At 58.2% G+C, this 20,038-nt stretch carries 20 protein-coding genes; 10 read left to right on the top strand and 10 right to left on the bottom strand.

All coding sequences use genetic code 11. The annotated features are described in order from the left end of the window. Position 1 precedes the first annotated feature (1 nt). Positions 2 to 1,546, top strand: a complete 1,545-nt coding sequence (locus QD461_RS10100) for a hypothetical protein (RefSeq protein WP_414087615.1) — start codon at positions 2 to 4, stop codon at positions 1,544 to 1,546. A gap of 96 nt (positions 1,547 to 1,642) precedes the next feature. Then, entirely contained in the window at positions 1,643 to 2,527 is an 885-nt protein-coding gene (locus QD461_RS10105; RefSeq protein ID WP_414087616.1) for a hypothetical protein, read from the top strand. A 54-nt stretch (positions 2,528 to 2,581) separates the two neighbouring features. On the opposite strand, the gene QD461_RS10110 is transcribed toward QD461_RS10105, so the two are convergent. The 4 genes from QD461_RS10110 to QD461_RS10125 all read right to left on the bottom strand — a co-directional run bounded on the left by QD461_RS10110 (position 2,582) and on the right by QD461_RS10125 (position 5,941). Further along, positions 2,582 to 3,814 carry an FAD-dependent oxidoreductase gene (locus tag QD461_RS10110; protein WP_414087617.1) on the bottom strand — a complete coding sequence of 411 codons (1,233 nt, stop codon included), beginning with the start codon at positions 3,812 to 3,814 and terminating at the stop codon, positions 2,582 to 2,584. After that, a complete protein-coding gene (locus tag QD461_RS10115; protein ID WP_414087618.1) occupies positions 3,811 to 4,620 on the bottom strand; it encodes a WecB/TagA/CpsF family glycosyltransferase in 810 nt (269 codons plus the stop codon). Before QD461_RS10115 ends, QD461_RS10110 begins: the two co-directional genes overlap by 4 nt. A gap of 707 nt (positions 4,621 to 5,327) precedes the next feature. After that, on the bottom strand, positions 5,328 to 5,558 hold the full coding sequence (locus tag QD461_RS10120; RefSeq protein ID WP_414087619.1) for a hypothetical protein: 231 nt from the start codon (positions 5,556 to 5,558) through the stop codon (positions 5,328 to 5,330). A gap of 8 nt (positions 5,559 to 5,566) precedes the next feature. Next, complete coding sequence (locus QD461_RS10125; protein ID WP_414087620.1) at positions 5,567 to 5,941, bottom strand: TetR/AcrR family transcriptional regulator; 375 nt, start codon at positions 5,939 to 5,941, stop codon at positions 5,567 to 5,569. Positions 5,942 to 6,402: 461 nt separating this feature from the next. Here QD461_RS10125 and QD461_RS10130 point away from each other — a divergent pair, with 461 nt between their 5' ends. Together QD461_RS10130 and QD461_RS10135 are read left to right on the top strand one after the other, a co-directional pair. Further along, entirely contained in the window at positions 6,403 to 6,678 is a 276-nt protein-coding gene (locus QD461_RS10130; RefSeq protein ID WP_414087621.1) for a type II toxin-antitoxin system ParD family antitoxin, read from the top strand. After that, positions 6,665 to 7,009 (top strand): type II toxin-antitoxin system RelE/ParE family toxin, encoded by a 345-nt coding sequence (locus tag QD461_RS10135; RefSeq protein WP_414087622.1) that lies wholly within the window; start codon positions 6,665 to 6,667, stop codon positions 7,007 to 7,009. The genes QD461_RS10130 and QD461_RS10135 overlap by 14 nt, the downstream gene beginning before the upstream one ends. 104 nt (positions 7,010 to 7,113) lie before the next feature. Here QD461_RS10135 and QD461_RS10140 read toward each other — a convergent pair whose 3' ends face one another. After that, entirely contained in the window at positions 7,114 to 7,755 is a 642-nt protein-coding gene (locus QD461_RS10140; protein ID WP_414087623.1) for a transglutaminase-like cysteine peptidase, read from the bottom strand. Between the two features lie 791 nt (positions 7,756 to 8,546). Between QD461_RS10140 and QD461_RS10145 the strand changes: the two genes are divergently transcribed. Both QD461_RS10145 and QD461_RS10150 read left to right on the top strand, forming a co-directional pair. Further along, complete coding sequence (locus QD461_RS10145) at positions 8,547 to 9,041, top strand: MarR family winged helix-turn-helix transcriptional regulator (RefSeq protein WP_414087624.1); 495 nt, start codon at positions 8,547 to 8,549, stop codon at positions 9,039 to 9,041. Beyond that, positions 9,038 to 9,718 (top strand): GNAT family N-acetyltransferase, encoded by a 681-nt coding sequence (locus QD461_RS10150; protein ID WP_414087625.1) that lies wholly within the window; start codon positions 9,038 to 9,040, stop codon positions 9,716 to 9,718. Before QD461_RS10145 ends, QD461_RS10150 begins: the two co-directional genes overlap by 4 nt. A gap of 51 nt (positions 9,719 to 9,769) precedes the next feature. On the opposite strand, the gene QD461_RS10155 is transcribed toward QD461_RS10150, so the two are convergent. Further along, positions 9,770 to 10,981, bottom strand: a complete 1,212-nt coding sequence (locus QD461_RS10155) for an MFS transporter (protein WP_414087626.1) — start codon at positions 10,979 to 10,981, stop codon at positions 9,770 to 9,772. A 79-nt stretch (positions 10,982 to 11,060) separates the two neighbouring features. Between QD461_RS10155 and QD461_RS10160 the strand changes: the two genes are divergently transcribed. After that, a complete protein-coding gene (locus QD461_RS10160) occupies positions 11,061 to 11,867 on the top strand; it encodes an AraC family transcriptional regulator (RefSeq protein ID WP_414087627.1) in 807 nt (268 codons plus the stop codon). A gap of 6 nt (positions 11,868 to 11,873) precedes the next feature. Here the strand turns inward: QD461_RS10160 and QD461_RS10165 are convergent, their stop codons facing one another. The 3 genes from QD461_RS10165 to QD461_RS10175 form a co-directional block, all read right to left on the bottom strand. Continuing rightward, positions 11,874 to 12,500, bottom strand: a complete 627-nt coding sequence (locus QD461_RS10165) for a LysE family translocator (RefSeq protein WP_414087628.1) — start codon at positions 12,498 to 12,500, stop codon at positions 11,874 to 11,876. Between the two features lie 95 nt (positions 12,501 to 12,595). Continuing rightward, positions 12,596 to 13,813 carry a lipase family protein gene (locus tag QD461_RS10170; protein WP_414087629.1) on the bottom strand — a complete coding sequence of 406 codons (1,218 nt, stop codon included), beginning with the start codon at positions 13,811 to 13,813 and terminating at the stop codon, positions 12,596 to 12,598. A gap of 242 nt (positions 13,814 to 14,055) precedes the next feature. Continuing rightward, positions 14,056 to 15,381, bottom strand: coding sequence for an MFS transporter (locus QD461_RS10175; RefSeq protein WP_414087630.1), 1,326 nt, complete (start codon positions 15,379 to 15,381; stop codon positions 14,056 to 14,058). Between the two features lie 328 nt (positions 15,382 to 15,709). Here QD461_RS10175 and QD461_RS10180 point away from each other — a divergent pair, with 328 nt between their 5' ends. From QD461_RS10180 to phnX, 3 genes are all read left to right on the top strand, one after another. Continuing rightward, the gene (locus QD461_RS10180; protein ID WP_414087631.1) at positions 15,710 to 16,612 is read left to right on the top strand and encodes a LysR family transcriptional regulator; all 903 of its coding nucleotides are present in this window, start codon (positions 15,710 to 15,712) and stop codon (positions 16,610 to 16,612) included. A gap of 116 nt (positions 16,613 to 16,728) precedes the next feature. Further along, entirely contained in the window at positions 16,729 to 17,886 is a 1,158-nt protein-coding gene (locus QD461_RS10185) for a TIGR03364 family FAD-dependent oxidoreductase (protein ID WP_414087632.1), read from the top strand. Beyond that, positions 17,883 to 18,686: a phosphonoacetaldehyde hydrolase gene (gene phnX, locus QD461_RS10190; protein ID WP_414087633.1), complete on the top strand. Its 804-nt coding sequence runs from the start codon at positions 17,883 to 17,885 to the stop codon at positions 18,684 to 18,686. Before QD461_RS10185 ends, phnX begins: the two co-directional genes overlap by 4 nt. Positions 18,687 to 18,746: 60 nt before the next feature. Here phnX and QD461_RS10195 read toward each other — a convergent pair whose 3' ends face one another. Then, entirely contained in the window at positions 18,747 to 19,502 is a 756-nt protein-coding gene (locus tag QD461_RS10195; RefSeq protein ID WP_414087634.1) for a sterol desaturase family protein, read from the bottom strand. Between the last annotated feature and the right edge of the window lie 536 nt (positions 19,503 to 20,038).

Raw genomic sequence — 20,038 nt, forward strand, 5'->3', positions numbered from 1 at the left:
GATGAGCATTGCGGGCGGCCATACCGGTTTCGAAACAGGTCGTGTGAGATCGTTGCGCTCTGATGCCCTGTTTCATTTGCTCATTGCGCTGCTTGCAGTTGTTGCGTCGGTTTCCGCCTTCGCGGTGTGGACACCGTTCGGAGTAGCTGCGACCATTCTACTGACGCTGGTGCTGTCGGTCGCGTCGCCCGGCTGCATACCAGTGGTGATCGCTTGCTCCTTTCTCTACCAAAATCTCGTGGTCGCGTGGTTCACGCCTTTCGTGCCGGATCACAACACGTTCGACGCGTTGCGCGGGGCCAATTTCGTTATTCTGATGACGGCTTTCGGCATCTTCTTCGCAGCATCGTTCCAATATCGCGTCCGTACGTTGACCGAGTTGCGTCCCTGGCTGCTATTCAGCTTCACCCTGTGTGCGACAGTCTCCTTCTATTTTGCGCTCGGCGCCGTACACGGAGACCCGAAAGATGCCGTCATCTATTTCCGCAATACGCTCACGCCGCTTGCCTGCTTCCACATCGCAATCCTGGCGGCGAGCCTCTACCCGATCGATTTGCGCAAGGCCATCTTCTGGCTCTGCGTCGGCGCTATTGCCTATGGATATCTCGAGCAGATCTTCCGGATGGATTTCCTGAGCCTGTTCCATGGCGATCTCTACGTGCAGCGCGGCCTCAAGGCGCAGATCGAGTCGGGCATATGGGAAAAGAGGCTCAGGGAAACGGGCTTCGTGCTCCGCGGTCTCGAAGATACGATGATGACGACCTTCTTCAACATCAAGTTGCTGAGCGACTTGCTTCCGCCGATCTTCCGCAACGGCGGCCCGAATTTCCACCCGATCAGCTATGCTTATGGCCTCAGCATCATGTCCGCCTGGCTTCTCTTCAGGGGGCGTTGGGCGGTGCCTATCGTCGCGCTGCCGCTGTTGCTAGTCATCGGCTCCAAGGGCGCCACTTTCATGTTGCTCGTTGCGTTTGGCGCGCAATTGATGTTTCGTCCGTCGCGGGCAGAGCTGACGCTCTTGACCGTGGCCGTATTGGCTGTGGTCTGGACCGTCGCGGCCATCGTCTTTGGTGCGACGCATGGCGACTATCACGTTCTGGGCTTGATCGCCGGTGTTCGCGAATTCCTGCACAATCCCTTCGGACAGGGGCTGGGGATCGGCGGCAATCTGTCGAGCACTAGCCTTAATTTGGATTGGGATAGAGCCCAGGGCGAAGGCGTCGCATCGATCCCGGTCGAGAGCGCCATCGGCGTCATGCTCTATCAAATGGGGATCGGCAGCATTGTTTTCTTCGGCTTTTTGGTGGCGCTCGCGATGTCTGCGCGCCGCCAGCTCATCGCGACGGGCGATCCGGACTTCCTTTTCGCCTTTGTCGCCATCGTCACGATCACATCGAATGCCGTATTGCAGGAAGAGGCATTCTTTTCACCTCTCGCGCTCGGCTTCTGCCTTCTTCTGGTTGGCGTTTCGTTTGGTACGCGGTGGCGCGCGCTCGCGCTGGCGCGGGGCATACACGGTGTAGCGACAACGCAACCGCCTCGCTGAACTGCGCTCCAACAAATATTTGTTAATGATGATGTAGTAATATCCCTTATAGATTGGGCAATAGACCACAGTATCGGCACTACTCCGGAGTTTATCGTGGCTGTTTTAGGTGCTTATCCCCCCGGACTTACTTGCAGACCAATCGAAGACAGCGATTGGGATGGCATCATCGAATGCCTCGGCAGAAATTTCCCGACGCGGCCACGCAGCTACTGGGAACGGGCCGTCGCTCGCATGGAAAAGAGGCCCGTCGTTCCCGATCTACCGAAATACGGCTTTGTGCTGGATATGTCAGGGCGGATCGTCGGTGTCTTGCTGGCGCTCTACTTCCTGCATCACGGACAGGAGGGCGAGGAGATCCGCTGCAATCTCTCCAGCTGGTCCGTCGATCCGGAATACCGCGCCTTCGCCGGCAAGATGGTGATCGCGGTGCTGAGAAAGAAGAACGTTACCTACATCAACGTATCGCCGGCGCCGGGAACAGAAAAAGTCAACGAAGCGCTTGGCTTCCGCCGCTATTCGGAGGGGCAGCTCGGCTTTTTCCCATTGCTCGCTTCGGCGCGACGCGGTTACCGTGTGCTTGAAGCTCGCGCCGACCTGCCTGAGATGGCCATGCTTTCGCAGGGCGATCAAGATATTCTGCTCCAGCATGCGGCGCTTGATTGCTTGTCCGTGATCTGCGTTGGCGAGGGGAGGGCATTTCCTTTCGTCTTTATGACACGCCGTGTGTTCCACGGCATCGTTCCCTGTGGCCAGGTTATCTATTGCCGCTCGCTGGAAGAACTCAGCCAGTGCGCGGGGGTGCTCGGTCGCTACCTGCTGCGCAAGGGCGCGCTGCTTTGCGTAGTCGATGCCAACGGGCCTGTACCCGGCCTGATCGGCCGGTATTTTGCCGGAAGCGGCGCGAAATACTTCAAAGGTCCGAAGCCACCTCCGCTCGGCGATCTGACCTTTACCGAGGTGGTCATATTCGGCTTCTGAAGACAGTTCTCTTAGCTGTGCTTCGCTGCGCGTCAGACATTGCAGGCGTTTCTATTAAGCTGGCGAACGGGCGGGGGATTTCACATATCTCGCTGCATGACGATATAGTTTTGTTGCAAGCGCAGGGCTCAGCTTCTCAAGCGCATGCACTGCACGGCGCCGCAAGAAATGGATCTGACGGCGCGTGCGCCAGCGCAAATCGGTGTTGACTGCTAGGTTGCGGCGGTGCGAGGCCAATTGCAGCGCGATGGCATCGCTTTCCTGTTTTTGAGGATCATCGTAATAGGCGGCGATCTTGGCGCGATCGAAGGCGGTTTCGGCCATCCATTGCGGGATGTAGGCCGTGCACAGGCGCTCTACATCCGTCAGCAACCGGCTGACCCCAATCCCGGTTGCCGGACAGGAGGACTGAAAGGCATCCCCGATCAGGACGACGCCGTCTTGCCTGCAATTCTCGGCAATGGTGATGTCTGTGAGCCAGCTGTCGACTTTACCGACGATGTCGAAGTCACCGGCAGTCTCAATCAGGGACGGGAAGATAGCGGCAAGCGTGTCCTTCGGGTTCTCATGAAGCGACTTGATCCACGGGTCGCGCGGATCGCGGAAAACGAAGAGATTGGCGCGAGTGCCGCCAGGGACGGGGAACAGGTTCATGTGATCGATGCCATCAGAGGTCCCATGATAGGTGAGAGCCATGTGGCGGAGGCTCTTCGTTCCGACCGGGCGAAGATTGCAACCGAAGGCGAGCGAGCGCTTCTCGGCGACCGATCTGTGCGAGATTCCGAGGTCTCGGCGTAATATGTCACCCATACCGGTGGCGAGCACCAAAAGCTTCGCCGTCATCTCATCTTGCCCAAGGACTGCAATGTGCTGGCGCGTCGCGCCCGTTTGCACCCCATTCACCTGGCCGACGACGAAGTCTACATTTGCAGGCAAGGCGGCACGGAGGGCGGAAACGAGCCTACTGTAAAGGAAGCCAAACTGACGATCATTCGTCCGGTCCAGCATGCGTCCGTTGCGCATGTGGATGACCTCATCAAACGCAACAGCTGCGGCGGAGACAGGCCCGAGGAGGCGAAGCCGTTGCAGCGTATCGATCTGGCTACCGCTCATCTTTTCCACGCGGAATTCGTCGGGAACGATGCGATGGCGGTCGATCAATGTCACGCGATAGCCGGCGCGGCCAAGTATGGTGGCAGCGAGCGTTCCGGAGAGCCCTCCGCCGACGATGGCTATGTCCGTATCGGTTTCAGTGGCAAGTCGTTCAAAGGATTGCTTGATGGTCATTTCGAGAACCTCAGGATCGCGTAAATGGCATAGGGATTGGTCGTGAAGTACCGCCAGAAAAGTCTGCGCGGCTCCATCAGCACCCGCCAGCACCACTCGAAGCCGGCTTTCTGCACCCATATCGGCGCTCGTCTGGTTTTCTGCGCCAGATGATCGAAAAGACCACCGGATGTCTTGATGACGCCGACATTTGCAAGCCGCGCGGCAAAGTCGTGTACGAAGATCTGCTCACGCGGAACGCCAAGTCCGAGCCACAATATATCGGGGGCAAGCGCATTGATTTCGTCGAGTTTCCTTTCGAGTTCCTCCCCGGAGAGATAACCATGGCAATGGCCGGCAATGCGCAGGTTCGGATAGCTCTCGCGGGTGGTGGTCACGGCCTTTTGGTTCTCCGCTTCCGTCGCTCCCAGCAGATAGAAACTAATGCCTTCCTGCTCTGCGAGGGCGGCTACGTCATGGAACAGGTCCGTCGTTGCCACGCGCTCAGGCAGGCTCACGCTGCAGAGCCATCGCGAAGCCATGACAAGCGGTTGGCCATCGGCAAGGATCTGATCGGCCTCGCGGAAGAGCCTGGCAATCTTTTCGTCCGCATGAACACGTGCGACGACCTCGCCATTGGCGGAGGTGAAATAGTGCGGCCGATTATCGCTGCGGCGATGTCGTGCAACCTCGATCATAAGCGAAGCGGCACTGCGCCGGTCGACGACGGTGATGGGCAATCCCCCTATCAGTACGCTTGGGAAGGTGAGGGCCCCCTGTCGCAGCGGATAGGCTGATCCATATTGATTTGCATCTCCAGTTTGCATTTTGCCTTCCATGTTAGAAGCGGTTTCTGGGGAGGCATGGCCTTTGGCGAGTGCTTGATCGGCATCGAGGCGTAAAATCTCAATGCCATCAACGGTTGCGGAGGCGCTATTGCTGTGTTTTCGGAAGTTTGTATCAATATCGTCCACGACCATTACCTCTTGCTTGAGTAATGGGTATCTAATATTCGGACGGGAGTTAAGTTGTTTATTAGTATTTAGTTAATGTATAAACTTCTAACAAAAGAATCTGCGAATATACTGATGTTGCGGGCAATGCCCTCAGTAAGTAGTCTGGAAAATTATGAATTGAATACAAATACTTAAGTTTCAGCGTCGCGCGGCGCGGAAACAGCCTTGCGTACTGATGTGGTTTGGCTGCGCTTGCCGAGCAAGGTTAGGTTGCCGTGCTGCTGCTTTCAGCTATCAAGGCGCTGCGTGCTAGATTCAAACAGCGTGAGGTCCAAGCGTTGGCAGGAACGGGATAAACTATGCGAGGCCGGCCCTCGCTGATCCGACGATCGAGTGATCGATACAACCAAGGCGGCAATCTTGCCGCACCTGGGGCCACTCACCTCTGGAGTCTTCGTATCGTTCCTGCCTACCGTTTCACGCAACTCCAGATGCAACGCCGTTGCGCGTCTATGCGGGAACAGCGCCAGCTTTCGAAGCTTCGAAGGCGCAAATGCCGCGCGAAGGGAGTTTCCGTTTCACGAAGGATTTAGCAAAGCCTGCAATCCGGCAAGCTGATGGCGCCAGAAGACGGCGACGGCCTGCTGGATGGCTATCGGATTCTGATGCTCTTCAAGAATATCGGCGATCAAGTCGACTGCGCAGGCGAAAACCCTATGTAAAACAAATCTTGCGGGAGAGGAAAGAGCGCTGCCTCCTCCTCGTTTCTCCGTATGGGCGCAGGCCAGTCGTTCCATTTCATGGATCATCACGGTCCTCACACGCTCGAAACGCGTTCCGCGGGGCCGCGCAGGAGGATGAGGGCGGCCAGGCGATGCTCTATCCAGAACGCGAGCAGCGCACGAGTAGCATCGGAGCTGCTTGCAGTGGCACTCTCCCAAGCGTCCAGCCTTTGGAATTCCCTGAGGCGAGTGCGCAAGAGCCGCAGCAGTTGCGCGGCGATGGGGACCGTGACGATGGCGTTGAACAGGCTCTCCTTGTCGTCGAAGTATTTGTAGATGTTGCCGGTACTGATCCCTGCCCGCTCCGCCGCGTCGGCGAGCCTTGCGGCGACAAAGCCCTTTTCGGCAAAGACGGCGGCTCCAGCCTCCACGATGCGATAGCGCACGTCATCCTTCAGCTTTTGCGGCATGCCGTTACCTCGGGCAAAGCGATCAGATCGGCGAACTAGGGGGCGGCTTCCTCGAGCTGCAGCGCCAGCGAAAAGAGCATAGCGTCCCTTTCCCTGGCGGCGGCGAAGTGGCACCCGATGGGTAAGCCGGTTGAGGTGCGATGGAGGGGAACCGACATTGCCAGCCAGCCCACACGCGACGCGACAACCATATATCCCGCAAGCGTTGTGATGAACGCATCCGCTTCGTCCGATCCCTTATTGGGGCCGTGCAGGCCGAGCGGAAAGGCATGTCGATATTCGTGAGCGAAGCGTCGGCGTCCCGCTCGGCAAGATGAAGCGGTTCGGCCAACGATATGAGGAGTCCAGGGGAGGCGCCTTCCGCCCTGCGGGCCAAATCAAGCGTAAGGGGCCCCGGAAAATCGGCCAGCTTGACTTGTATGCGACTGAGTAGCATTTTATGCAGCAAAGGAGCTTGCCCTATGAGTGTCAAATCATCGATCTCCCTGACCGAACAGCAAGATGCTTTCGCTCGGTCGCTCGTGGAGACCGGACGTTACTCGAGCCTGAGCTCGGTTCTGCAACAGGGCCTGGAGCTCTTGCGCCAGAAGACCGAGGCGGAAGCGGCCGAAACGGACGCCCTTCGCGCCCTGATCAAGCGCCGATTGGAAGGCCCGAAAGTCTCGGCCGCCGATATGGAAGAGGGTATCGAGGATATGATTGAACGAAAGCGGCGAGCCTTGCGTGTGGACGGTTGAGTATTCCCGCGCCGCCTTCCGCGATTTCGACCTGATCTTCGATCACCTGCTGGCGGCCTATGGCGGCCTCGGAGATGCTTCGGAGGAAGCTTGGGCACGCGCGGCCGATCGAGTTCGCCAGCTTCGCATCGACATAGATCGATTGGTGGAGACGCCTTACATCGGCACGTTGCGGCCGGATATTCATCCCGGCATCCGCTTCCTGCGGCGCGATCGGGCCGCTATTTGGTTCCTACCGGATGAAGAGCGGCAGGTGATCGTCGTCGCCGCCATTTTCTTCGGTAGTCAGGATCATATCAGGCATATGCTGGCACGCATGCTGGAGGAATAGATGCCTGAAGCGGCTCGCAATCTCAAGGCGTCGCTTCCTTTGCATCAGCTTTTGATCCTGAATGTGCCTCTCAAAACCGCTGCGCACTCTCGCGAGGCATGTTCTCAGTTGGTCATGCTCGCCACAACGGTCGGCTTCTGGATGATGTCGACCCAACGGCCGGTATCGTTGGTCGCCTGCCGCTTCAGGTAATGATAGGGCGTTTGCGTCCAGTTTTTGACCTGATCGGTGAGGTTGTCGAGGATGAAGTCGCCCCGATCCGTGCGTACCGTGACGACGGCGTGACCTTCTCCGTCCGGCAGACGCACGACCGTGATCAACAGGTTGGCGGGCGATATGCCCTTCTTCATCAGTTCGCGACGCTTTTCGAGAGCATAATGTTCGCAATTGCCCATGCCGTCGTCCGGATAGTTCCAGTATTGCACCACGCCGTAGTGGTCGAAATCGCTGACCGGCTTGACCCATCTATTGACGGAGGTGTTGACCTCGACGATCTCCTCCCAGGTCTTCTGGTTGATACTGATGGGGCGCAGATCGCTCGGATGGATCGAACACTCGTCGGGGCGGCGCTGGCAGAAATCGTAGTGTCCGATTGGCTGTGAGGTGATCGAGCCTGTCGACATCACCGGGCTTGGTGCCGCCGAGGCCCCCATTTCCCAGGCAAGGACAGTTGTCGCAAAAATCAAAGCTGAAAGAATGCTCTTGGCTGCGGAAAGCAGGCTGGTCGGCCGGACGACACAAAACATACAAACGCCTTTGCCCAAAGGAACAGTGTTAACGAATCGTTAAATTTTGAGCTTTCCGAAGTCAATTTGACTCGTCGTGGAACGGCCGCAAATCTTAATAGATGGTTAACATCGGGAGCATGGCAATTCCTGCAGCCGGATAGAGGAATATCGACATAGCCTCTTGAGGTGCGGCCTCAGTTCGAAGGCAGCCTTCGGGCGGCGAACCATGCGATCATTGAGGTCGCAGTGCCCGCATTGAGTAGCGACGAGGAGTAGGCAAACCAGGACCTTGCAACACCCAGGCGCCGGGATCGACTACACGACGGGCTTAGCGTCAAAGGCGGTTCACTCCGGCGATCCTCGTAGGCATTGCTAGATCCGAACCTTGAAACAAGCTGAGGGGTCGTCAGTCTCGGACGTTTGGAATTTCCTTGCTGGCAGCCAATCTCTCGCCGCAATCGGCGAGCAAAAGCCCCGCTTCCAGCAGGTGCGGCCTGCCAGGAATGCAGGGCCGGGCGCGAAAGCGTTCCAATACGAGGAGCGAACCCCCTTTCGCGGGCCGGTCCTGTTTTCTTCATCAGGCAAATTCGGATGGCACTCAAGCGCTTCCGCTTTTTCTGGAATCGCTCCGCAGGAAGTCGTCCCGGCAAGGTAAGCGGTCGGCAATATCATCCTATCTTGCGGGGAGGCCGCAGGACCGCCCGATGAAATTACACAGACATCACCGACCTCAGAACGGCGTTGACAGAAGCCAGATGGCTTTTATATAACACGATATATAACTTGTTATATATCTGTGGAGCGCTGTTTTGGTTGAGGATATCGTCAAATCACTCGGTTTTCTTTGTCTGGGCAGCCGTCTTCGCCGTATTGGCGAACGCTTGCAGGCCGATACACAGCAAATCATGGAGGAGCTCGCCGTCTCCCTTCAGGCTGCGCAATATCCGTTTCTGGCAGCGCTCGACCGCGCAGGTCCGCTGACGGTCGGCGAACTTGCTCAGGCCGTCGGTATCGCGCAACCGGGCGCTACGCGCACCGTCTCCCAATTGCTGGAGATGGATTACGTTGACATAAGAACTTCGCCGGAAGACCAGCGCCGAAGGCTGGTTTCACTGACATCGAAGGGACAGGAACTGGTGGATTATTCTAGGCAATCGGTCTGGCCGCGCGTCGAGCAGGCTGTGGCCGAGCTTTGCGATGATTTCTCAGGGCCGATCCTGCAACACCTCGCCAATATCGAGGATGGGCTTGCCGCCATGCCGCTTGCCAAGCGGGCCAACCCGAACAAGGAGCGGAAATCATGAGCCATATTCTTGATCGCCCGGTCTGGAACGCCCTCCGAACCGTCCATGCTGCGCTGGCCGAGGGCGGCGACCAAGCTCTGCGCTATCCTCCCTCGATCGTGCCTTTCGCGGCTTCCGCCGATAGCTCCGCTGCAAGCCTCGAAGCTCTCGAGGATCTGCTTGCTTTGGGTGAGGCCGCCGCGCTTGTCGAGACTGGGCCGATCGACACTCCACCAGGATTGACGATCCTCTCCAACGCCAGGCTCGTGCAGATGATTGCTGAAAGGCCCTATCAGCGGATTGTTGACAGCCGTATCGTGCCGCTGACGGAGGCCGACGCTGAAGACATGCTTGCGCTTGCTGCCCTGACCAAACCGGGTCCATTCACGTTACGCGCCCAGAACCTGGGTGCCTTCTGGGGCATGAAGATCGATGGCCGACTGGTTGCAATGGCCGGCCAGCGTATGCGCCAAACCGGCTTTGCCGAACTCAGCGGCCTCTGCACTCACCCCGATTTCCAGGGGCGGGGCTTCGGCAAGCTGTTGTTCCGGTTCGTTGCAGGAGAAATCTCTGCAAGGGACGAAACCGCATATCTGCATGCCTATGCCGCAAACAGTTCGGCCATCTCGCTCTACAGCGCCCTCGGCTTTGGCCTGCGCGCCGAAATGAACTTCCGTATCGTCAGACATAGCCGCTGAAACGATATCTTCTTCTCAGCGAGATCGGTCGTTTCGGCGGCCTTTGTGCAATCAGTCTTCGACGTTCGGCAACAGGATCGTCAAAAGCCCGATCAGCGGCAGGAATGCGCAGAGTTCGAACACGAACTCGATGCTGGTCCGGTCGGCCAGGACGCCAAGGGCTGCAGCCCCGATGCCGCCCATGCCGAAGGCGAAGCCGAAGAACAGGCCCGAGACCATGCCGACGCGGCCGGGCATCAGCTCCTGCGCATAGACCACAATTGCCGAGAACGCCGAGGCGATGACGGTGCCGATGATGGCGCTGAGGATCACGGTGACCTCAAGGCTGGCATGGGGCAGCACAAGCGTGAACGGCAATATGCCGAGGATCGAGGCCCAGATAACCTTCTTGCGTCCGATGCGATCTCCCACCGGGCCACCGATCATGGTGCCGAAAGCGACCGCAGCGAAGAAGACGAACTGGCAGAGCTGCGCGGATCGTTCGGAAAGCCCGAACCGGTCCATCAGGTAGAAATTATAGTAGCTGGTGAAGCTCGCAAGATAGAAATATTTCGAGAAGATCAATGCGATCAGCACAGCGATTGCGATGCCGACGCGGATGCGCGACAGAGAGAGCGCCTTGTGCTTCTTGCCGGATTTGGCCGGCGCGCGAAGACTTTGCCCGTTCATTTGATACCAGCGCCCGAGGCCGCTCAGGATGAGAATGCCGAGGAATGCGAGGATGGCAAGGAAAGCCATGCCCCGCTGCCCGTGCGGCAGGATGAAGAACGCCGCCAGCAAGGGGCCGAGCGACGTGCCGAAATTGCCGCCGACCTGAAACACGGATTGCGCAAATCCATGCTTGCCGCCGGACGCCAGCCGCGCGATGCGCGACGCCTCCGGATGGAAGATCGAGGAACCGAACCCGAGAAGGACTGCGCCCAGCACCAGAACCCAATAGTTAGGCGCAAAGCCGAGCGTCACCATGCCGGCGCAGCTGCAGGCCATGCCGAAGGGAAGCGAGTAGGGCTGCGGCTTGCCGTCGGTGTACCATCCGACGAACGGCTGCAGGATCGAGGCCGTTACTTGATAAACGAATGTGAGTATGCCGAGCTGGGCGAAGCTCAGTGCGAAGCCCGCTTTCAGCACCGGATAGCTCGCCGGCAGCAGGGATTGCGTCACGTCGTTGATGAAGTGGCCGAGACTGGCAACGAAGAGGATCGGGTATATCGTAGTCGCCGCGCGGGGCGCGTTCATGACCTGGCTCATGGCACTCGCTTTCAATTTGTTATCCGCGCTGATATTGAAAGAACAGATCGCCCGCTACCGCGATTAGGCGCAATTATTACGAGACTGGGCCAAAATGGTCAGGAACAGCCGGATTGATCCTTTCATCGATGTCGAGCGGCCGCTTGTCGCACTCGGCAATGAGTATAAGGATGGGCACCGTGTCGAGCCGCATCAGCATCGCCGTGCGCAATTGCTTTATGGCTATTCGGGCGTGGTTCTGGCGACCACCCCGAATGGTACCCTCGTCATGCCGCCTGAGCGAGGCATGTGGATTCCTCCCGGCATTACGCATAGTGTCCGCATGCTCGGTGATGTCAGTATGCGCAGCATCTACATCGAGCCCCAGGCCATCGATACGATACCGGATCACTGCCAGGTGGTTGAGATATCGCCGCTGCTTCGCGCTTTGATTGCGGAAGCCGTCGACATTCCTGTCGAGTATGATCGGACGGACCGGTCGGGGGCGTTGATGGCGTTGCTTCTCCACGAACTGGCGCGATTGAAGCCGCTGCCGCTTTCCCTGCCATTGCCGCGGAGCCCTGTGCTGGTGCAGCGATGCCAGGATTTCCTTCTGCACCCCACTGCGCATGATACGATCGACCACTGGGCGAGAGATCTAAGCATGAGCCGCCGCGCGTTTACACGGATGTTTCGCCTGGAAACGGGCTTGAGTTTCGTTGAATGGCGGCAACAGGCTTGTCTGCACGCTGCATTGCCGCGGCTTGTCGCTGGTACACCGGTCACCACGATTGCCCTGGATCTGGGCTACCGGAACCCTGCCGCTTTTACATCGATGTTCAAACGAGCTTTCGGCTACGCGCCGCGCGAAATCGCCCGCAGGCAAGCATTGCAGGAGACGCAGCGGGACGACCGTCGCTGAACCGCATCACTGTTGCTGAAGCGCAAGCCTCAGGCCAAGGGCGACATAAATCGTTCCGACGATCTTCCCCTGCCACCGGCCAACTCTACGGTTTTGGCGCAGCCAGCCGCCGATCGAGCCGGCTCCAACGGCCAGCAGCGACGTGACAGAGATACTGAGGCCGACGAAGATGGCACCCAGCACAGCAAACTGCGCGATGACCGATCCGTTCTCCGGGTGAATGAACTGCGGCAGGAAAGCCAGAAAGAACAGGGCGGTCTTGGGATTGAGTATTTCGGTGAAGAATCCCTGCCGAAATGCACGGATCGGCGTGATTGCCTGCGCAGCCGGCATCTCCAAGCTCTCGGCTTTTTCTACAAACGCCTTGAAGCCGAGGTAGATCAGATAGATAACGCCCGCATATTTGACGATCTCGAATGCCAGTGCCGATGTTGCCAGTAGCGCTGATAGCCCGAACGTCGCCATCATCGTGTGGAAGAGATCGCCAGCGGCAATCCCCAGCCCTGTTGCAAGCCCCGTGCGCCTACCGCCGCTAACGGCTCGTGCCAATGTTAGTAGAGTGGCCGGCCCTGGAATGATCATCAGCCCCAGTACGACTGCAGTATAGGTTGTCAAAACACCGAGGCTGATCATCGATTTTCCTTTCGGCATCGCGCCGATAAAGGGTGACGCTCCTGCATAGGTTACTGGCGAATGCAGGAGCTCGCAAGAAGCGGCCGATGGTTGGATCAATTCGGTTTGGGGCATGCCTTCTGCGCCGGACTTCCCTCGAACCGATCTTCAAACCAGGCCGGCAGTGCCGCGGCGGCGATAGGGACGATTGTTTCATGATCCAATCCCTGGCTTTCCCTGTAGTCGACCGGGACTCCCTGCTGGCACAGGTCGGCCGCGACCTTGCGGGTCAATTGCACCGGCACCGCGTCGTCCTTGTCGCCCTGGAAAAAGACGAAAGGCACATTCTTGACCGGCAGGAAGGCATCGTTCTTTTCGAGCAGTTCTCGCCAGGGCTTGCCGGGCTTCAATCCTTCCTGATTTGCAAAGAGCGTGGTCGGTTTGCCCTGCGTCTTGTCGGCGATCGTCCAGCAGCCGGCGCTGAGGTTTTCCAGCATTTCGAGGCCGTCGACGGAGAGCACGTCGCGCAATTTCAGCTCGGGATGGCCGACATGTAGCCCGACCATGCGCGAGATGTAATAGCCGCCGGTAATGGTCGTCGTCAGGTCATATTCGGTCAGATCCCAATGCCGGGACGCCGGAGCAATTTCGCCCACGCCGAGCAGCTGGAGTTCAGGCGCATAGCTTTCCTGCAGATGGGCAAGCCACAGGGAGGTCTGGCCGCCTTGCGACCAGCCATAGGCGGTGAATTTCGGTCCGACATTTGCTCCCGGAAACGTCTGGGCAAATCTAACGGCGTCCAGCGACGCTTGCGCCTGCGCGGTCCCATTCAGATAAGCTGTTGCGCCAGGCGTGCCGAGGCCCTGATAGTCGCTCGTCACGACCGCAAAACCCTTCTTCAGCAGATCTTCTATCGCCGGGATGCGAACTCCCCATTTGTCCACCAGGCTTCGCCGCGATGGCGCGCAGCTATCCTCCATGCCGGCGGTTTCATGATTCCAAAGGACGAGCTTACGCTGACCGGCCGGAGCCTGATCAGGCAGATAGATTTCGCCGGAAACATAAGTCAGTTTTTCGCCAACGCCGGCGGCCACATAAATGACGTCCCAGCCCTTCGATCCCTTAGGTGCGTCCAGACGCTGCTTAGCCCAATAGATCTCGCCGGGCTTGGCGCCATCGGGAACCTGGGTCGGTATCTCGTCCCAGAATGCCGATCCCTGCGGCACGTCCCTGTTGGCTGGCAAAAAACTCTGAGCGGATACATGGGTCGCTGTAAAATTCACGGATAGCAAAAGCAGTGCCGTTGCCAGCACCTTTCTGGATGAAAACTCCATTCCTTCCTCCCAAGGTATTTTGCGACAGTTGAACCGCCGCGTGCAGAAACCTAGGTGGCCGATGGGAAGTGGGACAAATGATATGTTTTGTGTTGGATATAAACGAATGGTTATGAAATGAGGCTGTTGCGCCGCAAAATATAACTGATTTCAAGGCGGACAAAGAACTTCGATCCCGCTTGAGGCTCTTCATCGTTGAGAGGAGTGCAAGGCGGGACCCAGTTGCTTTACGGCGTCGCAGTTCAGTGCGAACGGCTCCCGCCGACCGTGGGCTCGGCATCGGCGATCCAGCTGCGATGCGAACCAAGCGCAACGAGCAGTATGACCGATAGGAAGCAGCAGCCGGCGAGGATATAAAAGCCGACGTCACCATTGCCGGTGGTGGCATCGACATAGGCCTTAATCTGCGGTGAGGCGAAGCTGCCGAGATTACCGAGCGAGACGATGAAGGCAATGCCGCTAGCAGCGCCAACGCCACCCAGATAGCGGGTCGGCAGGCTCCAGAACACCGGCTGTGAAGAGGCAAGTCCCGGCACTGCGATGCAGGCGGCAATCACCATCACCCAGGGGTTCATGGTCAGACCGATGGTGGCAAGCGCCAGGGTGCCGATGGTCAGCATGGAAATGCAGACGATGCGATGATTGTCGTGCTTGTCGGCATAGACGGTGAAGATGCGCGTAGCTATGAGGGCGCAGAACCAGGGAAGGCCCAGCAGCATCCCGACCCAGGTATTGATGCCGCCGCCCATGGCCTGCGCCAATCTGGCAGGGAGGTAGAAGGTTATCGGGCCGACGCCGATCTGGATGAAGAGATAAATGCCGATGAAGGCGAGTACGCGCCAGTCCTTCAGAACGCTGAAGACGGAGTGCTTCACCTCGTAGAGTTTGCCACGCTCTTCCGCCTCGATGACAGCGGTCAGTGCGTTTTTCTCCTCATCTGTCAGCCATTTCGCCTCGCGCGGGCGGCTCGTCAGGAAGAAGAGTGCAAAAATGCCGACAACTGTCGCCGCCAGGCCTTCCACGGCAAACATCCATTGCCAGTTGGTGAGGCCGAGCACGTCATGATGGGTCAGCAGCCAGCCGGAGAGCGGTGCGCCGATCACCAGCGACAAGGGCACGCCCAGATAGAATAGGCCGGTAGCCCGCGCCCGCTGTTTGGCCGGGAACCAATAGGTGAGATAGAGCAGGACACCGGGATAGAAGCCTGCCTCGCAAACGCCCAGCAAGAAACGGACGATGTAATAGCTGGTCGCCGTATGGGCAAAGACCATACAGGCGGAGACGATCCCCCAGGTGATCATGATCCGGCTGAGCCAAAGACGCGCGCCGACGCGCTGCATGATCAGATTGCTCGGTACCTCGAATGTCGCATAGCCCAGATAGAGAATGCCGGCGCCGAAGGCGTAGGCTGCATCCGAAATGCCGGTATCGGCCTGATAGGCCGTCTTGGCGAAGCCGACATTGGAGCGATCGAGAAAATTCAGGATCAACATCAGGCCCAGAAAGGGCAGAAGGCGAATGGTCGCCTTGCGCACGGCGCTTTGCACCGCCGTATTATCGTCAGTCATTTCACTCCTCCCGAACGATGGTCTCCCGAGGCGGCAGATACCCCGCTCGATCTTGCCTCCGTCCTCGCCGGCTCTCTCGTTCCGGCTCACTCTCAGATGACCGGGGTGGCCATTTATGCATATACGCAGAATATATTCATGTATGAAGATGTCAATAGTCGCGCTGGGAAACCGCGTGAGCGGCGTCATGGCATGCATCCGTAGGGGCAAGAGCGGCTCGCATGGCCTGCCGCTCGCATGGTCTGTCGTCGATGGAAGCAAGTTGCCACGGTGGGGCTGGCGACCTATTGAAGAGTATCGCTGCAATTTCAGGGTAGGATCGTCGTAAATGCCATCTGTTACGCTTGCGCAGATGAGAGCCGTCGAGGCGTTGGCGCGCACGGGAAAGTTCTCGCGGGCAGCCGAAATTCTGGGGATCAGCCAGCCTTCGGTCTCCACGCAAATTCAATCCTTCGAGGATTTGTGCCGCACCCGCATCTTCATCCGCGACGGTCACAATGTCAGTGTCGCACCATCGGCGCTGGATCTGATCGCCAAGATCAGGGTGACGCTGAAATGCCTCGGTGAGGTCGACCGTGTAATAGCCGACACGACATCGCTGAACACCGGCACGATCTCGATCGGTTTCAGCGCCCATCGGCTCATCATGCCGATCCTGACGGCATTCGTCCGGCAATATCCCGCTCTGCGTCTGACGACGCGTGGCGGACCATCGTTGGAGCTTGCCGATGTGGTGCTGCGCGGTGAGTTGGATGTCGCCGCGATCTCCCAGGCCGCGCCGGACAGCCGCTTCTCGTCGCTTCTTCTGCATCAATCCCGTGTAGCGATCTACGGCCGCAAGGGAGACCCGATGCTGGAGAGGGGTCGATTGACGCTCGCCGATCTTGACGGCCAGGACATGGTGCTCTGGAACAAATCCTCCGGCACACGCTCGTTACTGGAGGCGGCCGCCGCCAAGGAGAGTGTACGGCTGAAGCCTGTTCTCGAGGTGGCGACACTCGATGTTGCCTACGCCGCCGCTGCCGCCGGTATCGGTTTGGCAATCTCCATCGAAGGCGAAGTCCGCTCCGACGATCATATCGATGTCGTCCCGCTCGTCGAACCGGAACTGGCAATCAGCCACTATCTCGTCACCTTACCGGAATGCCGCGACCACGCGGCGATCCAGGCATTCTTCGAGGTTGCGAAGGACCATGCGCTTGAGATGGACGGTGTTCTGCCGTTTAATTGATGCAAATTATAGCTAAACCATATGATTCTGCATAATTTATAATTTTGTCATATGATTTCGCTATGTTCTGCCCTATAAGCCGCAGCCTGAACTGAGGCAGGCTGAGAAAGGGTAGAATGATGGCGGGTGGATATGATCTCGCGGTTGTCGGCGCCGGCATTGTCGGCCTGGGCGCTGCGTTGGCAGCCGTGCAGCAGGGCAAGAAAGTTGTTGTCATCGAGCGCAATGCCAAGGCTATTGGCGCATCCATCCGCAATTTCGGCTTCATTACCGTTTCAGGGCAGAAAGCGGGTGCGCATTGGGAGCGCGCCATGCGGGCCCGCGACGTCTGGGCCGAAATTGTCGATGAAGCGGGTATTGCGGTCGTGCATCGTGGTCTGGTCATGCCGGCACGTCGCTCGGAAGCCGCCGCCGTGGTTGAAGCCTTTCTCGAAAACCCGATGGGGGAGAGGTGCCGCCTTGTAACGAAAGCCGAAGCGGGCGAAATCGTGCCGAGCCTGCGCCTTGGTGACGTTCAGTCGGTCCTTTACAGCCCACATGAACTGCGCGTCGAATCTTCGGAAGCGCTGCCGAAGCTTGCCGCCTGGCTTGAAGCCAGGCACAAGGTCGACTTTCATTGGAATACGGCGGTGCGTTCGATTGATGGAACGCGGATCGAAACGAGCCACGGGCCGATCGAGGTGGAGGCGGTTGTCGTGTGCCCCGGCGATGACTTTTCCACACTCTTCCCGGATGTGATCGGCAAGCACGCGCTCACCATCTGCACGCTGCAGATGTTGCGTGTCGCACCGAACAGAGCTAGCCGATTTGGCGCTGCTGTCATGTCGGACATGAGTTTTGCGCGCTATGAAGGCTTCTCCGCCCTGCCGGAAGCCGAAGCGCTTGGAAGGCGACTGGATAACGAAGAGCCCGAAAGCCGCGCCGCCGGCATTCACCTCATTGCGGTTCAATCGGCCGATGGTTCGCTTGTCGTCGGCGACAGTCACGTCTATGGCAACGCGCAGCAACCGTTTGCCAGCGACCGGTTCGATCAGCTCATTCTCGATGAATTCGATCGTGTGTTCGACCTTCCGGAGCGTCATGTCGTCAATCGCTGGATCGGCACCTACGCCTCTTCCAAGGAACGGACGGTGCTTGTGGAGCGCCCTGCCGATCATATTCGCTTGGTCATGGTGACGGGCGGCACAGGCGCGTCGACCGGTTTCGCGCTCGGTGAGCAGGTTATCGACGATCTTTATGGTTCAACGTCGCGTTCATGGGAGATAGGCCAATGAGCCAACTTAAAGCCGTGGTATTCGACTGGGCGGGAACCGTTATCGATTTCGGATCCTTCGCTCCCATGGGTGTCTTCGTCGAGGCTTTCGGCCGCTTCGGCATCGAGGTCACCATTTCAGAGGCGCGAGAGCCGATGGGCCGCCCGAAATGGGACCATATCGATGCGATGCTGAAGCAGCCTCGTATTCGTGACCTATGGACCGCACGTCACGGCAAGGCGCCGACGGCCGCAGATGTCGATGCCGTCTACGAAGTCTTTGTTCCGATGAACGAGGAGGTGGTGCATAAATTTGCCGATCTGGTGCCTGGCACCAAGGAAGTGGTGGGCACATTGCGCCAGCGCGGATTGAAGATCGGCTCGACGACGGGCTATACCCGCTCGATCATGGCGCGCGTTCTGCCGCTTGCAAAAGAGCAGGGCTATGAGGTCGATAATCTCGTCTGCGCCGGCGATCTGCCGCATGGCCGGCCGACGCCGATGAATATGTACAAGTGCTTTCTGGATCTCGATGTCTGGCCTGCAAGCGCTGTTATCAAGGTCGACGACACCGGCGTCGGCATTGACGAAGGCGTCGCGGCCGGCTGCTGGACGGTCGGTGTCGCCTTGAGCGGCAACGAAGCGGGCCTTACGCTGGAGGAGGTCGCTGCCATGGCGCCCGAGGCGCTTGCAGCGGTTCGCGAGCGAGCGTCCGCGGAGCTCAAGAAGCACGGCGCTCATTACATCGTCGATACAGTTGCCGATTTGCTGCCGGTTATTGACGATATCGAGCGCCGGTTGGCGGCCCGGGAGCGTCCTTGATCGTATCCGCTCCGGCTGCTTCCCGCCGTAACGTGTCCTAACGGACGCACCGGATAGGGATCATTCGCCGGCGGGGTTGAAGCTGACGTCCTCTGCTGTTGGCGTCGGATGAAGCTGTATCTTTCTGCTCCGAAACGGCCGGAGCAGAAACTCCTTGAAATTCTGCGGCTCGCGGACGTTCGGCAGACCGACATCAGGCCATTCGTCGGCCTTCGGATAATATGCCGTTCCGAACAATATATCCCAGATCGCCGATCCGCTGCCGAAGTTCCGATTGAAATGCTGCCGCTCGACGGAGTGATGGATGCGATGAAAGCGGTTGTCGGGAAACAGATATCGCACCCAACCGAGGTGCAGGCGTGTCGAGCTGTGCTCGAAATAGCCCTGCCAGCGCACGAGGAAAACCCAGATCCACGGCACATATCCCTGCTCGAAACTGAAGAGAAGCGAGACCGGGATGATCAGGAAAGGGATCCGGAATATCTCCTCGCTGAAGTGATGGTTGCTGTTGAAGGCGCTCATCTCTTCCAGCGAATGGTGTTCGGCGTGAAAGCGCCAGAAGAACCTGTTGCTGTGTTGAAGCCGATGAAACCAATAATAGAAAAACTCGCTGGCCTGTAGCACGATCAGGGAAGCGACGATCCCGCCGAAGGCCTTCAGCAGCCAGACGTCGGAAAACTCCGATAGGAATCTCAGGTCGATGTGGAACACCGGCCTGATGCCGATTTCCTCCCACAATCTGTAGAACAGCGTGAGGCTGACTTTCGTAATGACGATGTTGGCGACGCAGAAAGCAGCGCCGCGGATGTGGGACATATAGGTATATTTGGACTTTGGGAAAATAAACTCAGCGGCAAGCAATATCAGCGCGACAGGAAGAATTTTCCCCGCGTATTCTTCGATAAAAGCCTGGATTTGATATATTATATCGGTATTCAATTGGCGATCCGGCAAAAACACAAATTACCTCGCCCTCTCTACATTAGGGCCGATCTCGCTTCAATTTAAAGGTTAAAATTTGGTTAAGGCCTGAGCTTGCCGGTCGGTTCTCCGACACGCTGGCCTTGCTGGTTTCCAGGGGCGGCCTATCGTAACGGGAGGGGCGCGATACGACAGAGCTGACGCGGATCGAACCTGCTTGAAGGCGAGATTCTCGGCGGTTACGCGCATGCCCGAGCGCCCTCTCGCCGTGCTTTCATGGCCGTCACGCAAAGTTTTGATGACCGCCGCGTGAAACTTATTGACAAGCGACAATTCATTCTGACAAATGTCAATAATGGCTGGCAATATTCAAATTGCCGACCTGCCGCGGGGGCGGCGGATCTGAATGAGGTGCTAAAGCATCTCATCGC

This window comes from Rhizobium sp. BR 314 (assembly GCF_047445805.1).
GTDB classification, from domain to species: Bacteria; Pseudomonadota; Alphaproteobacteria; order Rhizobiales; family Rhizobiaceae; genus Rhizobium; species Rhizobium lusitanum_B.